We start from the raw sequence: 18,808 nt of genomic DNA on the forward strand, positions 1-18,808 counted from the left end.
CTTGCTGATGCAAAAGGCCCGCACATTTGTGCGGGCCTTTTGGTTTACTGGCCGTTAAATTCCCGCATAAAGATATCCCAGAACACCAGAAACAGGGCCGCCACCAGCGGGCCGATAACAAAGCCGTTCACGCCCATCAGGCTGATGCCCCCAAGAGTGGAGAACAGCACCAGATAATCGGGCAGCTTGGTATCCCGGCCCACCAGCAACGGGCGCAGCACATTGTCGGCCAGGCCAATCACCAGGCCACCAAAGGCCATCAGTATCACGGCTGATATCCAGGCCCCGGTAGCGAACAGGTAAATGGCCACCGGCAGCCATACCAGGGCCGCGCCAATGGCCGGGATCAGTGACAGAAACGCCATCACCACGCCCCACAGCAGTGGCCCGGGAATGCCCAGCACCCAGAAAATAAAGCCGCCCAGGGCACCCTGCACCATGGCCACCAGAATATTGCCCTTTACCGTGGCCCGGGTCACTTCCGAAAACTTGGCAAACAGCATGCGCTCGCGGTCATCTCCCAGTGGCAGTGCCCGCACCAGCAGCTCGGTGAGCTGGTGGCCATCGCGCAGCAGAAAGAACGCCAGATACAGCATCAAGGCCACGTCCACCATAAAGGTAAAGGTACTCTGGCCGGCGGTCAGGGCTTTTTCTGCCAGCAGCTTGCTGCCCGCCACCGCGGCCTGAGACAGATTCTCTCTGGCGCTGTCGAGATCCAACCCCAGTCTGGCCAGAAAATCGGGCAGCAACGGAAAGGCGGTGCGCACCTGCTCCAGCAAATTGCCCGGGCTCACTTCGCCTTTATCAATGCGCTGATACAGTGCCAGCCCTTCCTGCGCAAATGAGGCTGCAATAAACAGCATCGGCAGCACCACTATCACTACACACAGGGTAAGAGTAAGCAGAGCGGCACGATTGGGCTTGTTGCCAATACGCGCCAGAATACGGTGTTGCAGCGGATAGAAAATCACCGTTATAGCACAGGCCCAGAAAATGGCTCCCCAGAAGGGGCGCAGTACCAGCCCGAACAGAATGCTGACTATCAGCAGAGTGAATAGAAACGATCGGCGTTCAAGTTTTTCGCGCATGAAAAAGGGTTCCGTAAGAAGCGGAACCCCAGTGTAAAGAAGCCGGCGTAAAGAGGCCAGATAATGTGCAGGTTCAGCTGGTACGGTAACGACCTACCAGTTGCTGCAGGTGACTGGCCAGCTCGCCCAGCTGGCGGCTGGTCTGGCTGGCCGCCCTGGAGCCGGCATCAGTCTGCCCGGCAATGGCCACAATTTCGTGCACATTGGTGTTGATGCTTTCCGACACCTGAGTCTGCTCTTCTGCCGCGCTGGCTATCTGAGCGTTCATCAGATTAATGGTGTTTACCGCCGTGCCAATGTCGAGCAGGGCCTCGTCAATGCGGCGCGCTTCGGTGACGGTATGGCTGCTGCCGTCACGAATGCTTTCAATGGCCTGTACCGCCTCCTTGGCCCCTTGCTGCAGCTGGGTGATCATGGTGTGTATTTCTTCTGTGCTGGTTTGGGTACGGCCGGCCAGGGTACGAACCTCGTCGGCCACCACCGCAAAACCACGGCCCTGTTCACCGGCCCGTGCTGCCTCAATGGCGGCATTCAGCGCCAGCAGGTTGGTTTGCTCTGCCACGCCGCGGATCACATCCAGCACGGTGCCAATCTGTTCCGATTCCTGCCCCAGCCGCTGAATAATTTCCACGCCGGCGGCCACCTGGTTTTCCAGTCCGTCAATCACCGAGATGGTTTCCTGCAGCTGTTGCTGAGCACTGTGTACCAGGGTTTCGGCCTGCTCGGCAGCCTGGGCTGCATTGGCGGCGCTGCTGGCCACTTCCTGGGCGGTGGCCGACATCTGATTCATGGCGGTGGCCAGCTGGTCGCTTTCATGGTGCTGACGACTGATGCCGTCCTCGGTTTCTGCCATAAAGCGCTGCAGCTCACTGCTGGCCTGTTGCAGCGTGTCGGCAGAATGACGAGTATCCTGCACCAGACTGCTGATCTGGCTGGCAAACTGGTTAAAGGAGCGTGCCAGCGTGCCCAGCTCATTTTGCTGGCTGCCATCCAGCCGGCGGGTCAGATCGCCTTCGCCCCGGGCGATGTCTTCCATGGTGTGCACTGCCTGACGAATAGGTGTATGAATGCCTCTGGCAATCACCAGGCCGGCAGCCGCAATCAGTGCCAGCAGCAGGGTTGCCGACAGCGCCGAGTTGAGCAGCCCCTGACGCACAGAGGCAGACAGATCTTCCTCCAGCTTGGCGACGGTAGCCAGCAAATCATCAATATAAAAGCCGGTGCCAAGCAGCCAGTCGGTGCCCGGTACGGGCATGATATGAGCCAGTTTGGGCGAGCCTTCGCTGGCATCTAGCCTGGGCCAGCTGTATTCCACATAGCCGCCGCCCTGGCGGCCCAGCTCAATATATTCCTGTACCAGATGGCGGCCGTCGGGGCTGGTAGAGTTAAAGTAGTTATTACCTTCCCGGGCGGGGTTATCGGCGCTCATTACCTGTACGCCATCGTCATTGTATACAAAAAAATAACCACCGCCGTTGTCAAAACGCAGGCCACGCAGCTGGGCCTTGGCCCCTTCTGTGTTGCCCCTGGCCAGCAGCGGCTGAATGCCGGTAATGGCCAGCTCCATGTAGTTGGCGAGTTGCTGCTTGCGTGACTCAAACAGCGAGTTATGCAGGCTTTGTCCGCTCAGCTCCTTTAGCCTGATTGACTGAGCCACATTTACCCAGGTGCTGACCGCCGCCAGTAACAACAGGGGTAACAGAGCCAGCAACAGAATTTTCTGTCTGATGGAAAGTCGCTTCATCCTTGATCTCACCATGGTTTTGTTTACAACTTTGTATCATTTGAATGGCACAATGTCATGCATTCCAGTTGTAAAATTGTGTGCCTTTACCAACAGGTTAACGGCAGAAGTCGTCCGTACTTGAGCAGGCTTTGCTTTAAAGCCTGCCGGTGGCTGGTTATCATGCTGTTATTGATCAACAAGCGGATATGCCATGGATTTCACCATTCTTGCCGGCCCCATAGTGCGCCGGGCCGACGCCGACCGGCTGGTTTTCTGGCTGGCCAGCCGCGAGTCACTGCGCTTTCGCCTGTGTCTTGAGGGCCGGGAGCCACTGTTGTTTGACGAGGGCCAGCAAGAGATAAGAGTGGGAGAGTCCTGTTATATTCAGCTGCTCGATCTGCCACTGAATGAGCCCTTGCCGCTCGACATGCTTGTTCACTACGATCTGCAGTGGCAAAGATCCGCTGAGCATAACTGGCATGGCACGGCAGAGTGGGGCAGTGAGCTGTGCTTTAATGATGAGTCTTTGCCATCGCTGGTGATACGCAGCCGGCTGGATGCCATGTTGCACGGCTCCTGCCGCAAACCCCATCATGCCGCTCCCGATGGCCTGGTGGCAGCGGAACGCTGGCTGAGTGAACGCCAGCAGCAACCCATGCAGCGGCCGGCATTACTGATGATGAGCGGCGATCAAATTTATGCCGATGATGTGGCCGGCCCCATGCTCACCGCCATTCATCAGCTGATAAAGGAGCTGGGGCTCTACGATGAGCAGCTGGAAGGGGCCACAGTGGCCAACAGTCAGGAGCTGTTTGCCGATCCGCTCAGTTATTATCGCCGCCATCAGCTGCTGCCCGACACTCATGCCAACCTGCCGCTGCAAAAGCGCTTTTTTGAAGGCGCGCGCAAGCCCATTTTTACTACCAGCAGTGCCGCCAACCACTTAATAACCCTGTCGGAAGTACTGGCCATGTATCTGCTGGTGTGGTCACCGGTGCCCTGGCGGCTGCTGCCCGACACCCGGCCGGCGCTGGATGAAGCATTTGTAGAACGCTATGAACGGGAGCGGGGCCGGCTGCTTGGTTTTGTGGAAGGCTTGCCGGCAGTGCGGCGCTTGCTGGCCCATTTGCCCACCCTGATGATCTTTGACGATCACGACGTGACCGACGACTGGAACCTGACCGCCGGCTGGGAGCAAACCGCTTATGGTCATCCGTTCTCTAAACGGATCATCGGCAATGCGCTGGCCGGCTACATGATTTGCCAGGGATGGGGGAATGATCCCGATGCCTTTGCCGGTGATCCTTTAACCCGGCTGTACGCCTGGAGCGATCAACCGGACAGCGAACAGCAGGATCAACTGATCGACTGTCTGCTTAAATTTGACGGCTGGCAATATCACCTCGACACTCAGCCCCGGCTGCTGGTGCTCGACACCCGCACCCGGCGCTGGCGTTCCGAGTCCAACCTTAACCGGCCTTCCGGCCTGATGGACTGGGAAGCGCTTACCGAGCTGCAGGGTGAAATGCTTAATCGCGAGTCGGTAGTGGTGATCTCGCCCACGCCCGTGTTCGGGGTAAAACTGATAGAATCAATTCAGAAGGTGTTTACCTGGCTGGGCAAGCCGCTGCTGGTGGATGCGGAAAACTGGATGGCCCACAAGGGCACCGCCAATGTGATCGTCAATATTTTCCGCCATGCCCGCACGCCGGCCAACTATGTGATCCTCTCGGGTGATGTGCACTATTCCTTTATGTATGACATTCGTGTGCGTCAGCGCGGCGGCGATCCTCATATCTGGCAGATCACCAGCAGCGGTATCAAGAATGAATTTCCGCGCCGGCTGCTGGATGTGCTGGACCGGCTTAATCGCTGGCTCTATGCGCCGCGCTCGCCGCTGAACTGGTTTACCCGCCGGCGCAAGCTGCGCATCAGTCCCCATTCACCCGTGGGAGCGTCAAAGGGAGAGCGGCTGCTGAACCGCGCCGGCATTGGCTATGTACGTTTTAATGAGCAGGGTGAGCCGGTGTGCGTGCAGCAAATCACCGCCGAAGGCGTGGTGGACTTTATTGAGCCTGACATGAAAACCAGCCCGGTGGAATTGCAGCAGCAAGGCCGGCAGGCAGAGTAAGGCTCAGGCTGGTAGAATGGCTTCATAACAACATAACCATGAAGCAAGCATGAGCAACCTTACCGGAACCCTGATCAAAATGCCGGCGCAGCGTGAGGCCCCCGTGGCCTATGAGCTGGCGCTGGGCGAGCAGCGCACCAGCCTGAATGCCTTTCTGGGCAAGCCCCTTCGGCTGACCTTCAGCGGCAATATCTTTTGCAACGCCTGTGGCCGCAAAACCAAAAAAAGCTACTCTCAGGGGCACTGTTTTCCCTGCATGAAAAAGCTGGCCCGCTGCGACATGTGTGTGATGAAGCCGGAAACCTGCCACTACTTTGAAGGCACCTGCCGCGAGCCCGAATGGGGCGACAGCCATTGCATGGTGGAGCACATTGTCTATCTGGCCAATACCTCCGGCCTTAAGGTGGGCATTACCCGCCACACTCAGGTGCCCACCCGCTGGATTGATCAGGGGGCCACTCAGGCGCTGCCCTTACTGAAAGTGGCCACCCGTCAGCTGTCCGGCTTTGTGGAGGTGGCGCTGGCCGACATGGTGGCCGACAAAACCAACTGGCGCGCCATGCTCAAGGGCGGCGAAGCACCGTTGGATCTGAAAGCCGAAGCTAAACGTCTGCTGCCGGAAATTAAGGAAAAACTCGCCGAACTCACGCTCAAATACGGCGAAAATGCCATTACCGTGCTGGATGAGCCCGTGGTGGAGCTGAGCTATCCGGTGCTGGAGTACCCCACCAAAATCACCAGCCATAACTTTGATAAAAACCCGGAAGTGGCCGGCACCCTGCTGGGCATCAAGGGTCAGTATCTGATACTCGACACCGGCGTGATTAACCTGCGCAAGTTTACCGGTTATGAAGTGACGCTGGGCTGAAGGCTTGTTATTAACGGTAAGGAGCGGCAGTGATTACGCAATTCAGTGATTTTAACTTTGATGAAATTCAGGGCGTTATCTTTGATCTCGACGGCACCCTGGCTCATTCCAACCCCGACTTTCCCGGCCTGCGCCGCGAGCTGGGCATGGACCCGGGAGAAGACGTGCTGGCCCATGTAGACAGCCTGAGCAGCGCCGCCGAGCGGGAGCGCGCCCTGGCCATTATTCACGAGTATGAATGCCGGGCATCCCACAGTTCCAGCTGGGTGGACGGTGCCAAAGAGCTGATTGCCTTTCTGCGGGGCCGCGCTTTGCCCCTGGCCATTTTAACCCGCAATATTCCCGAAGCGGCCCAGCTCACCATCAGCAAGCTGGGCATCGACATCGATCTGGTGCTCACCCGCCATGATGCCCAGCCCAAACCGCATCCTGAGGGTATTCACCTTATCTGCCGGCAATGGCAGCTGGCCCCCGCCAATATTCTGTATGTGGGTGACTATCTGTTTGACCTGCAAACCGCACAAAATGCCGGCAGCCGCTGTGCGCTCTACTTTCCCGACACCATTCCTGACTATGCCCATCAGGCAGATCTGCTGGTGCCCTGCTACCACGGCTTTATTGAGGCCTGGCAGCAGAGTGATGCACGCGTACGATAGTCACTCACATCAGGCGTTCAGGCATCGTCGGCCAGCAGGTGTTCATTACGGCCCTTGATGCGGGTAATGATCAGGGCAGTGATCACCAGGGTGAGCACAATGCCGGTGACGGTAGACAGCGTCATCGGCAGACCCGCGCCCAGGGTGGCTGAGTTCAGCAGAAAGCTGATGACGACTGTGGTCATGAACATGGCCGGCACGGTAGCAATCCAGTGCAGCTTGTTGTGGCGCAGCAGATAGGCCGAGGCAGTCCACAGCATCATGACGGCGGTAGCCTGGTTGGCAACGCCGAAGTAACGCCAGATAATGCCGAAGTCCACCTGTGTCAGTACTGCGCCGGTCGCAAACAGCGGCAAGGCCAGCAGCAGCCGTTTGGGCAGGCGATGTTGCGGCATGTTGAAATACTCCGCCAGGATCAGCCGGGCAGAGCGAAAGGCAGTGTCGCCGGAGGTAATGGGCAGCACAATCACGCCCAGCACCGCCATAAAGCCGCCTACGGCACCCAGCAGGCCGGTAGAGGCCTCATATACCAGGTTGGCCGGGTTGCCACCCATACCGGTGTTTAGACCTTCCACGCCACCGAAGAAGGACAGGGCAATGGCACACCAGATCAGCGCGATAATGCCTTCACCTATCATGGCACCATAAAACACAAAGCGGCCATTGCTTTCGTTTTCCACGCAGCGCGCCATCAGCGGCGACTGAGTGGCATGAAAACCGGATACGGCACCACAGGCAATGGTAATAAACAGCGCCGGCCACAGCGGCATGTCGTTGGGGTTCAGGTTCTGAAATAAATCCCCCATTTCAAAGCCCGGCAGCATGGTGTGCTCGCTGGAAAACGCCAGCGCCACGGTGAGGCCCACCGACATGAAGATCAGCAGGGCACCGAAGAAGGGATACAGACGACCGATAATCTTGTCGACCGGCACTATGGTGGCCAGCAGGTAATACACGAAGATCACGCCCACAAACACCGACACGCTCACGCCGGTGATCTTGGCCAGCAGGCCGGCGGGAGCGGAGATGAACACCACGCCCACCAGCAGCAGCAGCACAATGGCGAACACGTTCATAAAGTTTTTTGCGCTGCGGCCCAGATACTTGCCCGCCAGGTTGGGCACCGACTGACCGCCATTGCGCACTGACAACATGCCGGAGAAATAGTCGTGCACACCGCCGGCCAGAATGCAGCCCAGCACAATCCACAGCATGGCGGCGGGGCCGTACAGTGCGCCCAGAATGGGGCCGAAGATGGGGCCGACACCGGCAATATTAAGCAGCTGAATGAGGTAGACCTTGCCCTTGGACATGGGCACATAGTCAACGCCGTCGCCCTGTGCGAAGGCGGGAGTCTGGCGTTGTATCTTGATACCAAACACCTTTTCCACCAGGGTTCCGTAAATAAAGTAACCGCCGAGCAGCAGCCCGACGCAGAGCAAAAACCAGGTCATAACATCACCCTCTTGTATAGATAGCCGCCAGTGTAGGCAGTAATAAAGACGGGAAAAGAGAGACTTGAGTCAGCGGTCGAAAACGCGGGGTCAGCGGTCGATAGCGGGAGTGAACGATCATTTACTCCCGGCTGCGGAGTCAGTGAAAACCGAACAGTTGCTTCAGGGGTTTGAGATAGCGGCGCGACACCGGCACGCTGGCACCAGCCCGGGTGGTGAGCTCGGCACCGGCCTCCAGTATTTCAATTTCAGCAATGGCATCAGGTGCCACCAGATATTGCCGGTGACAGCGCACCAGGGGCGTTTTTTCCTCTATTACCTTGAGGGTCATATGAGTGTGTACCTGCTCGTTGGGCGTGGCTACATGCACACCGGAGAGATCACTGAACACATATTCTACCTCCGCCACCGGCACTACTTTCAGTTTCTGGCCACTGTAACAGGGCAGGTGCTCCAGCCGGTCGGGCGCCAGTGTTTCCACTCCTTGAGGGCGCAGATCCCGGCGCACCTTCTCCAGGGTCTGCTGCAGACGCCGTTCATCCACCGGCTTGAGCAGATAGTCAAAGGCATGGCGGTCAAAGGCCTGCACGGCAAACTCGTCAAAGGCAGTGACGAACACCACCCGGGGCATGGTGGCCGGATCCAGCATGGCAAGCAGCTCCATGCCGCTGATGCGGGGCATCTGAATATCCAGAAATACCAGATCGGGCCGCAGCCGGCTGATAGCCTGCATGGCTTCAATGGCGTTGCCGCACTGGCCCACTATCTCGATGTCGCCGGCGTCGGCCAGCTGGGCAGCCAGTTCGTCCCGGGCAAAGAGCTCATCGTCGATAATCAGGCAGGTGATCATGTTGCAGGCTCCGTAAGGGGCAGACGAATGTCAACTTGGGTTAGCTGACCGGGGTCACAGGTTACGCTCAGGCCGTAGCCGGGACCAAACAGGTTCTGAATGCGTTTATGTACCAGGTTCATGCCCAGGCCGTCGGAGTCTTTTTTGGGCTGATACAGGCCGGCGTTGTCTGTGACGGTCAGCAGCAGTTCTCCGTTATTCACGCTGGCGGTCACCTGAATATGACCCGTATCCAGCATGTGTGAAGTGCCGTGCTTGACCGCGTTTTCAATAATGGGCTGCAGGGTAAAGGCCGGCATTCGCACGCGATGCAGCGATTCGGGAATCTGGATATCCACGCGCAGCTTGTCAATAAAGCGGGCCTTCTCAATGGTCAGGTAAGCATGAATGTGCTCCAGTTCGTCGCCCAGGGTAACCAGGCCGGTAGTGCGCTTGAGGTTGATGCGCAGAAACTGACTGAGCTGCTGTAACAGCTGCCGCGCCTTGTTGGGATCCCGTCGGGTAATGGCACCTATGGTGCTCAGCGCATTAAACAGAAAATGCGGGTTGACCTGAGCCTGCAACAGCTTCAGCTCCGCCTGAGTCAGCAGATTTTGCTGCTGCACAAAGCGGCCAAACAGGATCTGGTTTGATAACAGCCGGGCAATGCCTTCCCCCAGGGTTCGGTTGATATTGAGGAACAGCTTGTTTTTGGGCTCGTACAGTTTGATGGTGCCCACTACCTCGTTATCACTTCTCAGAGGAATCACCAGGCTTGAGCCAAGGGTGCAGTGAGGCGACATGGAGCAGGCGTAGGGTGTTTCCACGCCGTCGGCAAACATCACTCTGTTGTGGTGAATGGCATCCAGTGTCATCTGTGAGGAAATGGGGGCACCGGGCAGATGATGATCAGCGCCGATGCCAATAAAGGCCAGCAGCTTTTCCCGGTCGGTAATGGCCACGGCACCGACTTTGGTTTCTTCTATCAAAATGCGTGCTACCTGGGTACTGGTTTCCTGGTTAAAGCCCTTGCTGAGCAGGCCCACGCTGCGCTCGGCAATTTTCAGCGCCTTGGTCGAGAAGGCGGAAGACTGCTTGTCGTACATGGCCTTCTGATCCCGAATCATGCTCATAAACAGCGCAGCTCCCACCGAGTTCACCAGCAGCATGGAGGGAGCGATTTGCAGCACCAGCGCCAGGGCATCGTCAAAGGGGCGGGCCAGCAGCAATATAATGGCCATCTGCATCAGCTCGGCCGCGAGTGTGAGCAGAAATACCCACAGCGGATGGAACACCTGTTCGCTTCTGCCGGTGCGGCGCAAATACAAACTGACCACACCGGCCAGCAGCCCTTCCAGGGTGGTGGATACGGCGCAGGCCAGGTCGGTAAAGCCGCCCAGACTGTAGCGATGCAGCCCGCCGGTAAGCCCCACCAGCGCCCCGGTAACCGGGCCACCGAGCAGGCCACCCAGCACAGCGCCCATGGCCCGGGTGTTGGCAATGGCACCATGGGTCTGCTCACCAAAATAGGTAGCCATGATGCAAAAACAGGAAAAGAACAGATAAATAAATACTTTATGGGGCAGTCGGGTGGCAGCTTCAGTAAAGAGCCTGAATAACGGTGTGCGACTGATCAGGTAAACAATCACCAGATACAGGGACATCTGCTGGATAAGCAGCAGGATCAGTGACATGGCGGCTCCCTGAACATAAAGGCTGCACTGATCATAGCCTGTGCCCGCCTAAGATTGAAAGTGGCCCGGCAGCCGTGATTGATGCGGTTTTTAGAACCATTTCCCCTTAAACAGCTCAAGCTTATAACGTAAAAACCTAGCTAAACACTCAAGTATTTGTCTGCTTCTGCCGATTCATTAGGGCGACCAAAACCTTCAATAAAAAATCCAGCAAGGAAACTCCGTTGTTCAGAAAAGTGAATATTGGCACCCGTCTGTCGGTGGGTGTGGGTGGGCTGATGGTGATCACGGTTATCGCCATGTCTTTCTTCTATCTTGCCAACGCCAACCGTTTGATCGAACAGGCCGAAAAGCGTGAGCTGCAAAGTCTTTTCGATGCCGTAAATGCGCAGATTGACACTCAGGCGCTGTTTGCCGAGGCCATGAGCGCCATGGTAGCGGCTCAGCCTGATGTGCAGCAACGCTTTGCCAGCGCCGATCGTGCCGGGCTGAGCGAGCAGTTTCTGCCGGTGTTCCAGCGTTTGCAGCAGCACTATGGCGTGGCCCAGTTTCAGTTTCATACCGCGCCGGCCACCTCCTTTCTGCGGCTGCACAAGCCGGAAAAATACGGTGACGATCTCTCTCGCCTGAGAGCCACCATAGTGGCCGTGAATCAGAGCCGGGCACCGGTGCGCGGGCTGGACGGCGGCGTGGCCGGCATTGGCATTCGCGGCCTGTCGCCTATCAGCCAATATGGCCAGCATCTGGGCTCGGTAGAGTTCGGGCTGAATCTGGCTCAAGACTTTGCCGTTCACTTCAGTGACGAGTTTAATGCCGGTATTGCCATTCATGTGATAAACGGCAACCGGGCGGAGCAGCTGGCGTCCACTATTAACGGTGGCAGCCTGAACACACAGCAGCAGCTGCTGGCTGCCTGGCAGGGTAACCCTGTGCAGGGCCGGGCAGACCGGGGCGAGCTGCACTTTGCCACCCTGGTCCGTACCCTGAACGACTATGCCGGCAAGCCCATTGCTGTGGTGGAAATTGCCATGGATCGCAGCTTCTATGCCGATAACCTGGCTTCTACTCAGCTGTTTGTGGGCCTGCTGGCCGCGGGTGCCTTGCTGGTATCTGTGCTGGTAGCGCTGGTGCTGGCGCGCAGCATAGTGCAGCCGTTGCAGCAAACCGTGCTCAATTTGCAGGACATTGCCGAAGGCGAAGGCGACCTTACCCGCCGCCTGGCCGAAGCCGGCAACGACGAGCTGACCGAGCTGGCCAAAGCCTATAACCGTTTTGTGGTGAAGGTGCAGGAGCTGGTGCAGCGGGTGTCGGATGCTACCGGCCAGATGGCCGCCGCCACCGAAGAGCTGTCTCAGGTGGCGCAGGAAACCCGCCAAGGCGTGGATAATCAGCGCGATCAGACCACGCAGGTGGTGACCGCCATGCATCAGATGACCATGTCGATTCAGGAAATTGCCGGCAACACCGGCAATGCCGCCGACACCGCCCGCCAGACCACGGCCACCACCGAAGACGGCCGTGAAGCGGTAGGGCGCAATGTGCAGACCATGGACGAGCTGGCCGGTGAAGTAAACCAGGCCTCCGCCATGATCCAGGAGCTGGCCCGCCAGAACGGTGATATTGGCAAAATGCTGGAAGTGATCCACACCATTGCCGATCAAACCAACCTGCTGGCGCTGAACGCGGCCATAGAAGCGGCCCGGGCCGGTGACGCCGGCAAGGGCTTCTCGGTGGTGGCGGAAGAAGTGCGCAGCCTGGCTCAGCGCACTCAGCAAAGCACGGGTGAAATAGAGCAGCTGGTTACCAGCATTCAGCAAAGCACGCAGAATGTGGTGGCGGTGATGGAGCGCAACCAGCAAAAAACCGAAACCGCCGTGTGTGAAGCCAACACGGTCGCCAATCGCCTGAGTGACATTAAAACCGCCGTGGATGCCATTCACGACATGAACACTCAGGTGGCCGCCGCCGTAGAAGAGCAGTCCGCCGTGGCGGAAGACGTGAACCGCAGCATGAGCATGATTAACGACATTGCCGAGCAAAGCGGCCACTCTGTGGGCCAGACTGCTCAGGCCAGTGCAGAGCTGGCGCGACTGGCCACTCAGCTGCAGGAGCTGGTAGGACGCTTTCGCGTGTAAACGCTGAAGAAACTCAGGGCGGCATCAGCCGCCCTGTTTGTTTTCGTCACTGGCTTATTTTCCGAGACGCCAGCCCGCTCAGCGCTCCCTGCAACAGCGGCGTAATGGGCGCATTCAGTTTCAGGCTGAGCAGCTCATCGGCGCGGGTTTTGCCAAGGGTCAGCGCGGCGATGGGCTTGTTCCATTCCTGCGCCTTGCGGCAGAAGCGAAAGCCGGAATACACCATCAGCGACGAACCAATCACCAGCAGGCCGTCGGCCGCTTCAAGGGCGCTCAGCGAATCCTGTACTCGCTGCCTGGGCACATTGTCGCCAAAGAACACCACATCGGGTTTAAGAATGCCGCCGCACTGGTGGCACTCGGGCACACGAAAACGACTGAAATCCACCTCCAGATCCGCATCGCCGTCGGGCGCTGTGGCGGCCGTGTAATGAATAAAGTCCGGATTCAGCTCGGCACTGCGCTGGTGGGTTTCATTGCGGCTGCAGCGATAATGGCAGCTCATGCATACTACGCTGTCGGAGCGGCCGTGCAAATCCACGACTTTTTGGCTGCCGGCGCGCTGATGCAGGCCATCTACATTCTGAGTGACCAGCAGGCTGATATGCCCCAGCTGCTCCAGCTGTGCCAGCGCAGTGTGGGCCGGATTGGGCTGTGCATCCCGCATCACCGGCCAGCCCACGAGACTGCGGCCCCAATAGCGCCGGCGAGTATGCTCACACCCCATAAAATCCGGATGCTGCACCGGCTGCTGACGCTTCCACTGGCCCTGCTGATCCCGGTAATCGGGAATGCCCGAATCGGTGCTGATGCCGGCACCGGTAAGCACCAGCAGGCGAGGGTATTGGTCAATAAACTCAAGCAGCGCGGCGGTGGCGTTGGTCATGGTGCAGGCTCCCCCTGTTCAGCATGGGTAACAGTATTCTGTATTTTTTCCCCGCAAGGCAAGGTGAATCCTGCCTCCTCTTAAGCAGGCATGCAGGCTTTCAGCTCTTCCCTTTCAGAACCGAGGAGAGGGTATCCATCAATTGAAAACCATTGGTCTTTTTATAAACGAGCATTAAGTACAGACCAGACAATATTATCGCCTCTGCTTCTGTGCAGTCACTTTCTTCACTGGCCATCTCGCTGACGGCTTTATGCACCCTCATCGACACATGTTCGTCCTGATCGCTGATAAAAGCAGCGTGAACGGCTGCCATGATAGCCTTGTCATGACTCACTCCAAGCATCTTGGCATAGTTTATGGCGTGTTTTTCGCATTCTTTTACCTTCATAGACTGAATAGCATCGGCCATTGTTTTGCTATCAAGTTTCAGCAGTTCACGGGTTTTCATTGTTGAGCTGGTTCCTCTGTTAACAATTTCACTTATAAGTATTTTTAGAGATATTCACTCTATGCTCATCACGAACAAAATGTAAACATTCTGTTGTGGGCCGACACCCCCCCTTTGGGGAACGAAAATGCTAGAATCCGGTGCAATGAATTTGCTGCCCCAGTGGCCAACACAAGAGCACGATAACAACCATGACATCCAATATCTCTACTCTCGCCAGCCTTATCTGGTCGGTGGCCGACCTGCTGCGCGGCGACTTCAAGCAATCCCAGTATGGCCGCATTATTCTGCCCTTTACCGTGCTGCGCCGGCTGGAATGCGTGCTGGCCCCCACCAAGGAGCGAGTGCTGGCCATGGTGGAAACCACCAAAGCCATGCCCGAAGCCGCCCGGGAAAAGCTGCTGCTCAACACCAGCGGCCAGAGCTTTTACAACACCTCCAAACTCAGCCTCAGCCTGCTGGGTGAAAACCATGTGGGCGATAACCTGGATGCCTATGTGCGGGCTTTTTCCCGGGATGCCTTTGAGATATTTGAGCACTTCAACTTTGACGGCACCATCAACCTGCTGGAAGACGCCGATCTGCTCTACAAGGTGGCGCAGAAATTCGCCAATGTGGATCTCTCACCAGAGACGGTAGACAACTACCACATGGGCCTGGTGTTTGAAGAGCTGATCCGCCGCTTTGCGGAAAGCTCCAACGAAACCGCCGGTGAGCACTTTACTCCCCGCGACATAGTGCGGCTGACCACCTCCCTGGTGTTTACCGACGACGACGAAGCCCTCACCAAACCCGGCATAGTGCGCTCTGTTTATGATCCCACCGCCGGCACCGGCGGTTTTCTGTCTTGCGGCATGGAATATCTGTATGAGATTAACGAGCACGCCCGCCTGGCCACCTTTGGCCAGGAGCTGAATGCCGAGTCTTACGCCATCTGCAAGGCCGACATGCTGATCAAGGGCCAGGACATCAGCAACATCAAGCTTGGCAACACCCTGTCGGACGATCAGCTCAAGCACAACCGTTTCGATTACTGCCTGTCCAACCCGCCCTTTGGCGTGGACTGGAAAAAGGTGGAAAAAATTGTGCGCGACGAACACGTGCGAGTCGGCTTTAACGGCCGCTTTGGCCCCGGCCTGCCGCGGGTGTCCGACGGCTCGCTACTGTTTCTGCTGCACCTTATCAGCAAAATGCAGGCCCCCGGCGCCGACTGTGCTGGCTCGCGTATTGGCATTATTCTTAACGGCTCGCCGCTGTTTACCGGTGGTGCCGGCAGCGGTGAAAGCGAAATTCGCCGCTACATTCTGGAACATGATCTGCTGGATGCCCTGGTGGCTCTGCCCACCGACATGTTCTACAACACCGGCATTGCCACCTACATCTGGGTGCTCTCCAACCACAAGCCGGCTGAGCGCAAAGGCAAAGTGCTGTTGATTAACGCCAGTGAGCTGCACAGCCCCATGCGCAAGTCGCTGGGCTCCAAGCGCAAATACCTCAATGATGAGGCCATCAGGCAGATAGTGGAGCTGTACAGCCGCTATCAGCAAAGCCCTATTGCCAAGCTGTTCCCCACCACCGCCTTTGGCTACCGGCGCATTACCGTGGAGCGTCCGCTCAAGCTGGCCTTTTACCCGCACCATGCCGAGCGGCTGGCCGCCCTGCAGGACGACAAGGCCTGGGCAAAACTGGACGGCACCCTGCAAAGCGCCCTGCTCACCGCCCTTGGCCAGTTTGAACAAGACAAGCTGCTGTCCCGCGACCGCTTTAAAAAGCAGCTGACCGCACTGCTGGCCGGCACCAAGCTGCCTGCACCGGCCTTCAAGCTGCTGTGCAAGCACCTGGCCGAGCAGGATGACGACGCCGAGGTGTGCAAGACCAAGGGCATGCCGGAAGCCAACCCGGATCTGCGGGATAACGAAAACGTGCCCCTGGGCGAGAATATTCATGAATATTTTCAGCGGGAAGTGCTGCCCCATGTGCCCGATGCCTGGATAGACGAAAGCAAGACAGACCCCCTCGACGGCCAGGTGGGCCTGGTGGGTTACGAAATTCCCTTTAACCGCCACTTCTATCAGTATCAGCCGCCCCGGCCGCTGGAAGAGATAGACGCCGATCTGGATGCGGTCGCCAAGGAGATTATGCAACTGCTGGCGGAGGTGCATTCGTGATGGTGAAAAAGGCGTTTACCTTTATCGGTAATTTGACCCGTAATGTGGATCAGTTATCTCGGAATCTGGATCAGTTGCCAAAGGATCAGGATCAGTTCAGCGCGAATCTGGCACACTTACAGCCCTGTCTGTTGATAGCCAGAACGCAAGTTCCATATAAAGATTCACTTGCCGCTGCTAAAAAAGCGTTTACTTTGGCGACCAGCGGCAAGAAAATAGCCTGTAATACACCCGCCAAGCCTATGACTCCGGTTATGCTCAAATCGTGCGGGTCTTTTCCTGATGCAAAGCACACACTCGGCATGCCTCTCCCCGATGCACACTTTGCCGGGTCTTTTCCTGCTCAAACCTACCGCCTCGATGAAAAAGTCGCAGCACTGCCGCGACTGCTGAAAGCCGCATTATTCGAGCGCGGCGGCATGCAACCGGCAAAAGTCTCACCGGCGGTGAGACAATCTGTGTCAGCAGTGCTGACACAATTCCCCCGTCCTGCCCGAAAAGCAAAACAATTGGTCACAGTATTACTGCAGGCCAAGCTGCATGAGTTTTATACCCCTAAGGCGATGGAAGGGAGCAATGGCCATGAGCTATAAGGTGGAAGCCGTAAGCGAACAGAAAGCTGTCAGCTATAAGCTGGAAGCTGTAAGTGGTGTCGCCGGCAAGCATCAACCCTATTCAGAATATAAGGAGTCGGGTGTAAAGTGGTTGGGTGAAATTCCAGTGAGTTGGACAATGAATAAGCTTTCCCATGCTTATGATTCAATAGGCTCAGGAACTACACCACCATCAACGGAAGAAAAATGGTATCAGGGTGATATACCTTGGGTTACTACAGGTGAGTTAAGGGAAAGTGTTATCTACGAAACGTCGAAATGCGTTTCTGGAGAAGCTCTGACTCAGTTTTCTGTACTTCGTACATATCCGGCTGGCTCTATTGTAATGGCTATGTATGGAGCAACGATTGGTAGGGTAGGTATCTTGGGGGTGAGTGCTACAACAAACCAGGCTTGTTGTGTTTTCCCTGAGTCTAAAATTTTAAATAATAAATACCTTTATTATTGGTTACAGGCATTTCGTGAAGATATTATTAGGTTGTCATCTGGTGGTGGGCAGCCCAATATAAATCAAGAAAAAGTAGCCTCTCTCAAAGTGTCTGCGCCAAGTAGTGAACATCAACGCACCATTGCCGCCTTCCTCGATTATGAAACCGCCCGTATTGATGCCCTGATTGCCAAGCAGCAGCGGCTGATAGAGTTGCTAAAGGAAAAGCGCCAGGCAGTGATCTCTCATGCCGTGACCAAGGGCCTAAACCCGAATGTGCCGATGAAGGACTCCGGCGTGGAATGGCTGGGGCAGGTGCCGGCGCATTGGGAAGTTTGTCGTCTTAAACATCATATTATTTCCATGGAGCAAGGTTGGTCGCCACAATGTGAAGCCCGACTGGCAGAAGAAGGGGAGTATGGCGTACTGAAAGTCGGATGTGTTAATGGTGGTGTATTCCGGCCGCAAGAACACAAGGCTCTTCCTGGCACTATTTCCCCTAAAAAAGAATACAGCCTAAAAAAAGGGCAGCTGTTAATATCTAGGGCAAATACTCGGGAGTTGGTGGGGAGTGCGGCAGTTGTAGATCAGGATTACAGTAACTTATTGCTGTGTGATAAACTTTATCGATTGAAGTTTTCAGAAGAAGTTCAGCCTGAATTTATTTCTTACCTGTTGGGCTCCCCTTTATATCGTTCTCAAATCGAGTTGTCAGCTTCGGGAGCTAGTGACTCTATGCAGAATATTGGACAATCATCGATTAGAGAGTTGCCGGTTGCCTTGCCACCCCTGAAAGAAGTTGTGGATATTTTAAGCCACATGTCCAGCTCTTTGATTAAGTTCAATATGTTGCATGAGCAGCTTGAAACTCAGGCTTTGTTATTAAGTGAACGCCGCACTGCGCTAATTTCCGCCGCCGTTACCGGCAAGATTGATGTGCGGGGCTGGCAGCCGCCGGCAGAGGCTGAACATGCATATTCATGATTATGCTTTTTTGCAGCAGCTGGCCGGGTTGCCCTTTGTGCAGGCCATTTGGCTGTTCGGCTCCCGGGCGCGGGGGGATCATGGAGAGCGCTCCGATATCGATCTGGCCATCAGTTGCCCCCATGCCAGCAATGCCGACTGGCTGCAACTGCTTGAGATAGTGGCAGAGGCTGATACCTTGTTAAAAATCGACTGCATCTGGCTGGAGCAGGAGCCTGAGCAAAGCGCGCTACGTGCCGCCATTGAGCGAGACAAAAAGGTGCTGTATGAACGCCAATCAAAATAATACCTCTGAAAATAAGCTGTCCCTCAGCCTTAATGCCATGGGCCAGGCTTTGCAGCGGCTGGCCGAATCGCTGGCTTATGATCAAAGCCAGCCTCTGGTGGTGGATGCCAGCATTCAGCGCTTTGAGTTTTGCATTGAGCTCACCTGGAAAACCATGAAAAAGGCACTCGCACAGGAAGGGCTGGAAGCCAACACGCCGAGAGAGTGCATGCAACAGGCCTATGCTGCTAAATGGCTGGATGATGAAAACGCCTGGCTGAGCATGCTTAAAGACCGCAACCTCACCTCACATACCTATAAAGAAGAGCTGGCGCTGGAAATTTACCGGCGTTTGCCCGGGCATCTGGCCGCCATGCAGGCATTGCATCAGCTGCTGCTGGTCCGCTTTGCTGCAGGGGAATAACAACAAGG

General features: G+C 56.4%; 16 protein-coding genes. 9 read left to right on the forward strand and 7 right to left on the reverse strand.

The features are described from left to right. Positions 1 to 44: 44 nt before the first annotated feature. Together N2M06_RS02715 and N2M06_RS02720 are read right to left on the reverse strand one after the other, a co-directional pair. Entirely contained in the window at positions 45 to 1,088 is a 1,044-nt protein-coding gene (locus N2M06_RS02715; protein ID WP_346351500.1) for an AI-2E family transporter, read from the reverse strand. Between the two features lie 73 nt (positions 1,089 to 1,161). Further along, a complete protein-coding gene (locus tag N2M06_RS02720; RefSeq protein WP_346351501.1) occupies positions 1,162 to 2,832 on the reverse strand; it encodes a methyl-accepting chemotaxis protein in 1,671 nt (556 codons plus the stop codon). Positions 2,833 to 3,025: 193 nt separating this feature from the next. Here N2M06_RS02720 and N2M06_RS02725 point away from each other — a divergent pair, with 193 nt between their 5' ends. Genes N2M06_RS02725 through N2M06_RS02735 form a run of 3 tightly spaced genes read left to right on the forward strand, consistent with a single transcriptional unit; the run spans position 3,026 to position 6,469 of the window. Further along, a complete protein-coding gene (locus N2M06_RS02725) occupies positions 3,026 to 4,945 on the forward strand; it encodes an alkaline phosphatase D family protein (protein WP_346351502.1) in 1,920 nt (639 codons plus the stop codon). 49 nt (positions 4,946 to 4,994) lie between these two features. After that, entirely contained in the window at positions 4,995 to 5,813 is an 819-nt protein-coding gene (locus N2M06_RS02730; RefSeq protein ID WP_317074406.1) for a DUF2797 domain-containing protein, read from the forward strand. Positions 5,814 to 5,842: 29 nt separating this feature from the next. Next, on the forward strand, positions 5,843 to 6,469 hold the full coding sequence (locus N2M06_RS02735; protein WP_346351503.1) for an HAD family hydrolase: 627 nt from the start codon (positions 5,843 to 5,845) through the stop codon (positions 6,467 to 6,469). Positions 6,470 to 6,486: 17 nt separating this feature from the next. Here N2M06_RS02735 and N2M06_RS02740 read toward each other — a convergent pair whose 3' ends face one another. From N2M06_RS02740 to N2M06_RS02750, 3 genes are all read right to left on the reverse strand, one after another. Then, positions 6,487 to 7,923 carry a carbon starvation protein A gene (locus tag N2M06_RS02740; protein ID WP_346351504.1) on the reverse strand — a complete coding sequence of 479 codons (1,437 nt, stop codon included), beginning with the start codon at positions 7,921 to 7,923 and terminating at the stop codon, positions 6,487 to 6,489. A 139-nt stretch (positions 7,924 to 8,062) separates the two neighbouring features. Continuing rightward, positions 8,063 to 8,773, reverse strand: a complete 711-nt coding sequence (gene btsR / locus N2M06_RS02745) for a two-component system response regulator BtsR (protein ID WP_346351505.1) — start codon at positions 8,771 to 8,773, stop codon at positions 8,063 to 8,065. After that, on the reverse strand, positions 8,770 to 10,446 hold the full coding sequence (locus N2M06_RS02750) for a sensor histidine kinase (protein ID WP_346351506.1): 1,677 nt from the start codon (positions 10,444 to 10,446) through the stop codon (positions 8,770 to 8,772). Before N2M06_RS02750 ends, btsR begins: the two co-directional genes overlap by 4 nt. A gap of 224 nt (positions 10,447 to 10,670) precedes the next feature. Here N2M06_RS02750 and N2M06_RS02755 point away from each other — a divergent pair, with 224 nt between their 5' ends. Next, positions 10,671 to 12,581 carry a methyl-accepting chemotaxis protein gene (locus N2M06_RS02755; RefSeq protein WP_346351507.1) on the forward strand — a complete coding sequence of 637 codons (1,911 nt, stop codon included), beginning with the start codon at positions 10,671 to 10,673 and terminating at the stop codon, positions 12,579 to 12,581. Positions 12,582 to 12,627: 46 nt separating this feature from the next. On the opposite strand, the gene N2M06_RS02760 is transcribed toward N2M06_RS02755, so the two are convergent. Beyond that, positions 12,628 to 13,467, reverse strand: a complete 840-nt coding sequence (locus N2M06_RS02760) for an NAD-dependent protein deacetylase (protein WP_346351508.1) — start codon at positions 13,465 to 13,467, stop codon at positions 12,628 to 12,630. 100 nt (positions 13,468 to 13,567) lie between these two features. After that, entirely contained in the window at positions 13,568 to 13,918 is a 351-nt protein-coding gene (locus tag N2M06_RS02765; protein WP_346351509.1) for a hypothetical protein, read from the reverse strand. 191 nt (positions 13,919 to 14,109) lie between these two features. Here N2M06_RS02765 and N2M06_RS02770 point away from each other — a divergent pair, with 191 nt between their 5' ends. From N2M06_RS02770 to N2M06_RS02790, 5 genes are read left to right on the forward strand one after another with little or no spacing between them, the layout of a single operon-like run. Further along, positions 14,110 to 16,086: a class I SAM-dependent DNA methyltransferase gene (locus N2M06_RS02770; RefSeq protein ID WP_346351510.1), complete on the forward strand. Its 1,977-nt coding sequence runs from the start codon at positions 14,110 to 14,112 to the stop codon at positions 16,084 to 16,086. Then, positions 16,083 to 16,679: a hypothetical protein gene (locus tag N2M06_RS02775; RefSeq protein WP_346351511.1), complete on the forward strand. Its 597-nt coding sequence runs from the start codon at positions 16,083 to 16,085 to the stop codon at positions 16,677 to 16,679. The genes N2M06_RS02770 and N2M06_RS02775 overlap by 4 nt, the downstream gene beginning before the upstream one ends. Beyond that, positions 16,669 to 18,111 carry a restriction endonuclease subunit S gene (locus tag N2M06_RS02780; RefSeq protein WP_346351512.1) on the forward strand — a complete coding sequence of 481 codons (1,443 nt, stop codon included), beginning with the start codon at positions 16,669 to 16,671 and terminating at the stop codon, positions 18,109 to 18,111. The genes N2M06_RS02775 and N2M06_RS02780 overlap by 11 nt, the downstream gene beginning before the upstream one ends. Next, the gene (locus N2M06_RS02785; protein ID WP_346351513.1) at positions 18,098 to 18,397 is read left to right on the forward strand and encodes a nucleotidyltransferase domain-containing protein; all 300 of its coding nucleotides are present in this window, start codon (positions 18,098 to 18,100) and stop codon (positions 18,395 to 18,397) included. The genes N2M06_RS02780 and N2M06_RS02785 overlap by 14 nt, the downstream gene beginning before the upstream one ends. Then, complete coding sequence (locus N2M06_RS02790) at positions 18,378 to 18,800, forward strand: HI0074 family nucleotidyltransferase substrate-binding subunit (protein ID WP_346351514.1); 423 nt, start codon at positions 18,378 to 18,380, stop codon at positions 18,798 to 18,800. The genes N2M06_RS02785 and N2M06_RS02790 overlap by 20 nt, the downstream gene beginning before the upstream one ends. Positions 18,801 to 18,808 lie beyond the last annotated feature (8 nt).

It is taken from the genome of Oceanimonas sp. AH20CE76, from assembly GCF_039654065.1.
GTDB lineage: Bacteria > Pseudomonadota > Gammaproteobacteria > Enterobacterales > Aeromonadaceae > Oceanimonas > Oceanimonas smirnovii.

Bases quoted from the DNA above. Each gene is read 5' to 3' on its own strand.
- N2M06_RS02715 (WP_346351500.1), bottom strand. From the start codon at position 1,088: ATGCGCGAAAAACTTGAACGCCGATCGTTTCTATTCACTCTGCTGATA.
- N2M06_RS02770 (WP_346351510.1), top strand. From the start codon at position 14,110: ATGACATCCAATATCTCTACTCTCGCCAGCCTTATCTGGTCGGTGGCC.
- N2M06_RS02730 (WP_317074406.1), top strand. From the start codon at position 4,995: ATGAGCAACCTTACCGGAACCCTGATCAAAATGCCGGCGCAGCGTGAG.
- N2M06_RS02765 (WP_346351509.1), bottom strand. From the start codon at position 13,918: ATGAAAACCCGTGAACTGCTGAAACTTGATAGCAAAACAATGGCCGAT.
- N2M06_RS02780 (WP_346351512.1), top strand. From the start codon at position 16,669: ATGAGCTATAAGGTGGAAGCCGTAAGCGAACAGAAAGCTGTCAGCTAT.
- N2M06_RS02740 (WP_346351504.1), bottom strand. From the start codon at position 7,923: ATGACCTGGTTTTTGCTCTGCGTCGGGCTGCTGCTCGGCGGTTACTTT.
- N2M06_RS02720 (WP_346351501.1), bottom strand. From the start codon at position 2,832: ATGAAGCGACTTTCCATCAGACAGAAAATTCTGTTGCTGGCTCTGTTA.
- N2M06_RS02760 (WP_346351508.1), bottom strand. From the start codon at position 13,467: ATGACCAACGCCACCGCCGCGCTGCTTGAGTTTATTGACCAATACCCT.
- N2M06_RS02785 (WP_346351513.1), top strand. From the start codon at position 18,098: ATGCATATTCATGATTATGCTTTTTTGCAGCAGCTGGCCGGGTTGCCC.
- btsR (WP_346351505.1), bottom strand. From the start codon at position 8,773: ATGATCACCTGCCTGATTATCGACGATGAGCTCTTTGCCCGGGACGAA.
- N2M06_RS02790 (WP_346351514.1), top strand. From the start codon at position 18,378: ATGAACGCCAATCAAAATAATACCTCTGAAAATAAGCTGTCCCTCAGC.
- N2M06_RS02750 (WP_346351506.1), bottom strand. From the start codon at position 10,446: ATGTCACTGATCCTGCTGCTTATCCAGCAGATGTCCCTGTATCTGGTG.
- N2M06_RS02725 (WP_346351502.1), top strand. From the start codon at position 3,026: ATGGATTTCACCATTCTTGCCGGCCCCATAGTGCGCCGGGCCGACGCC.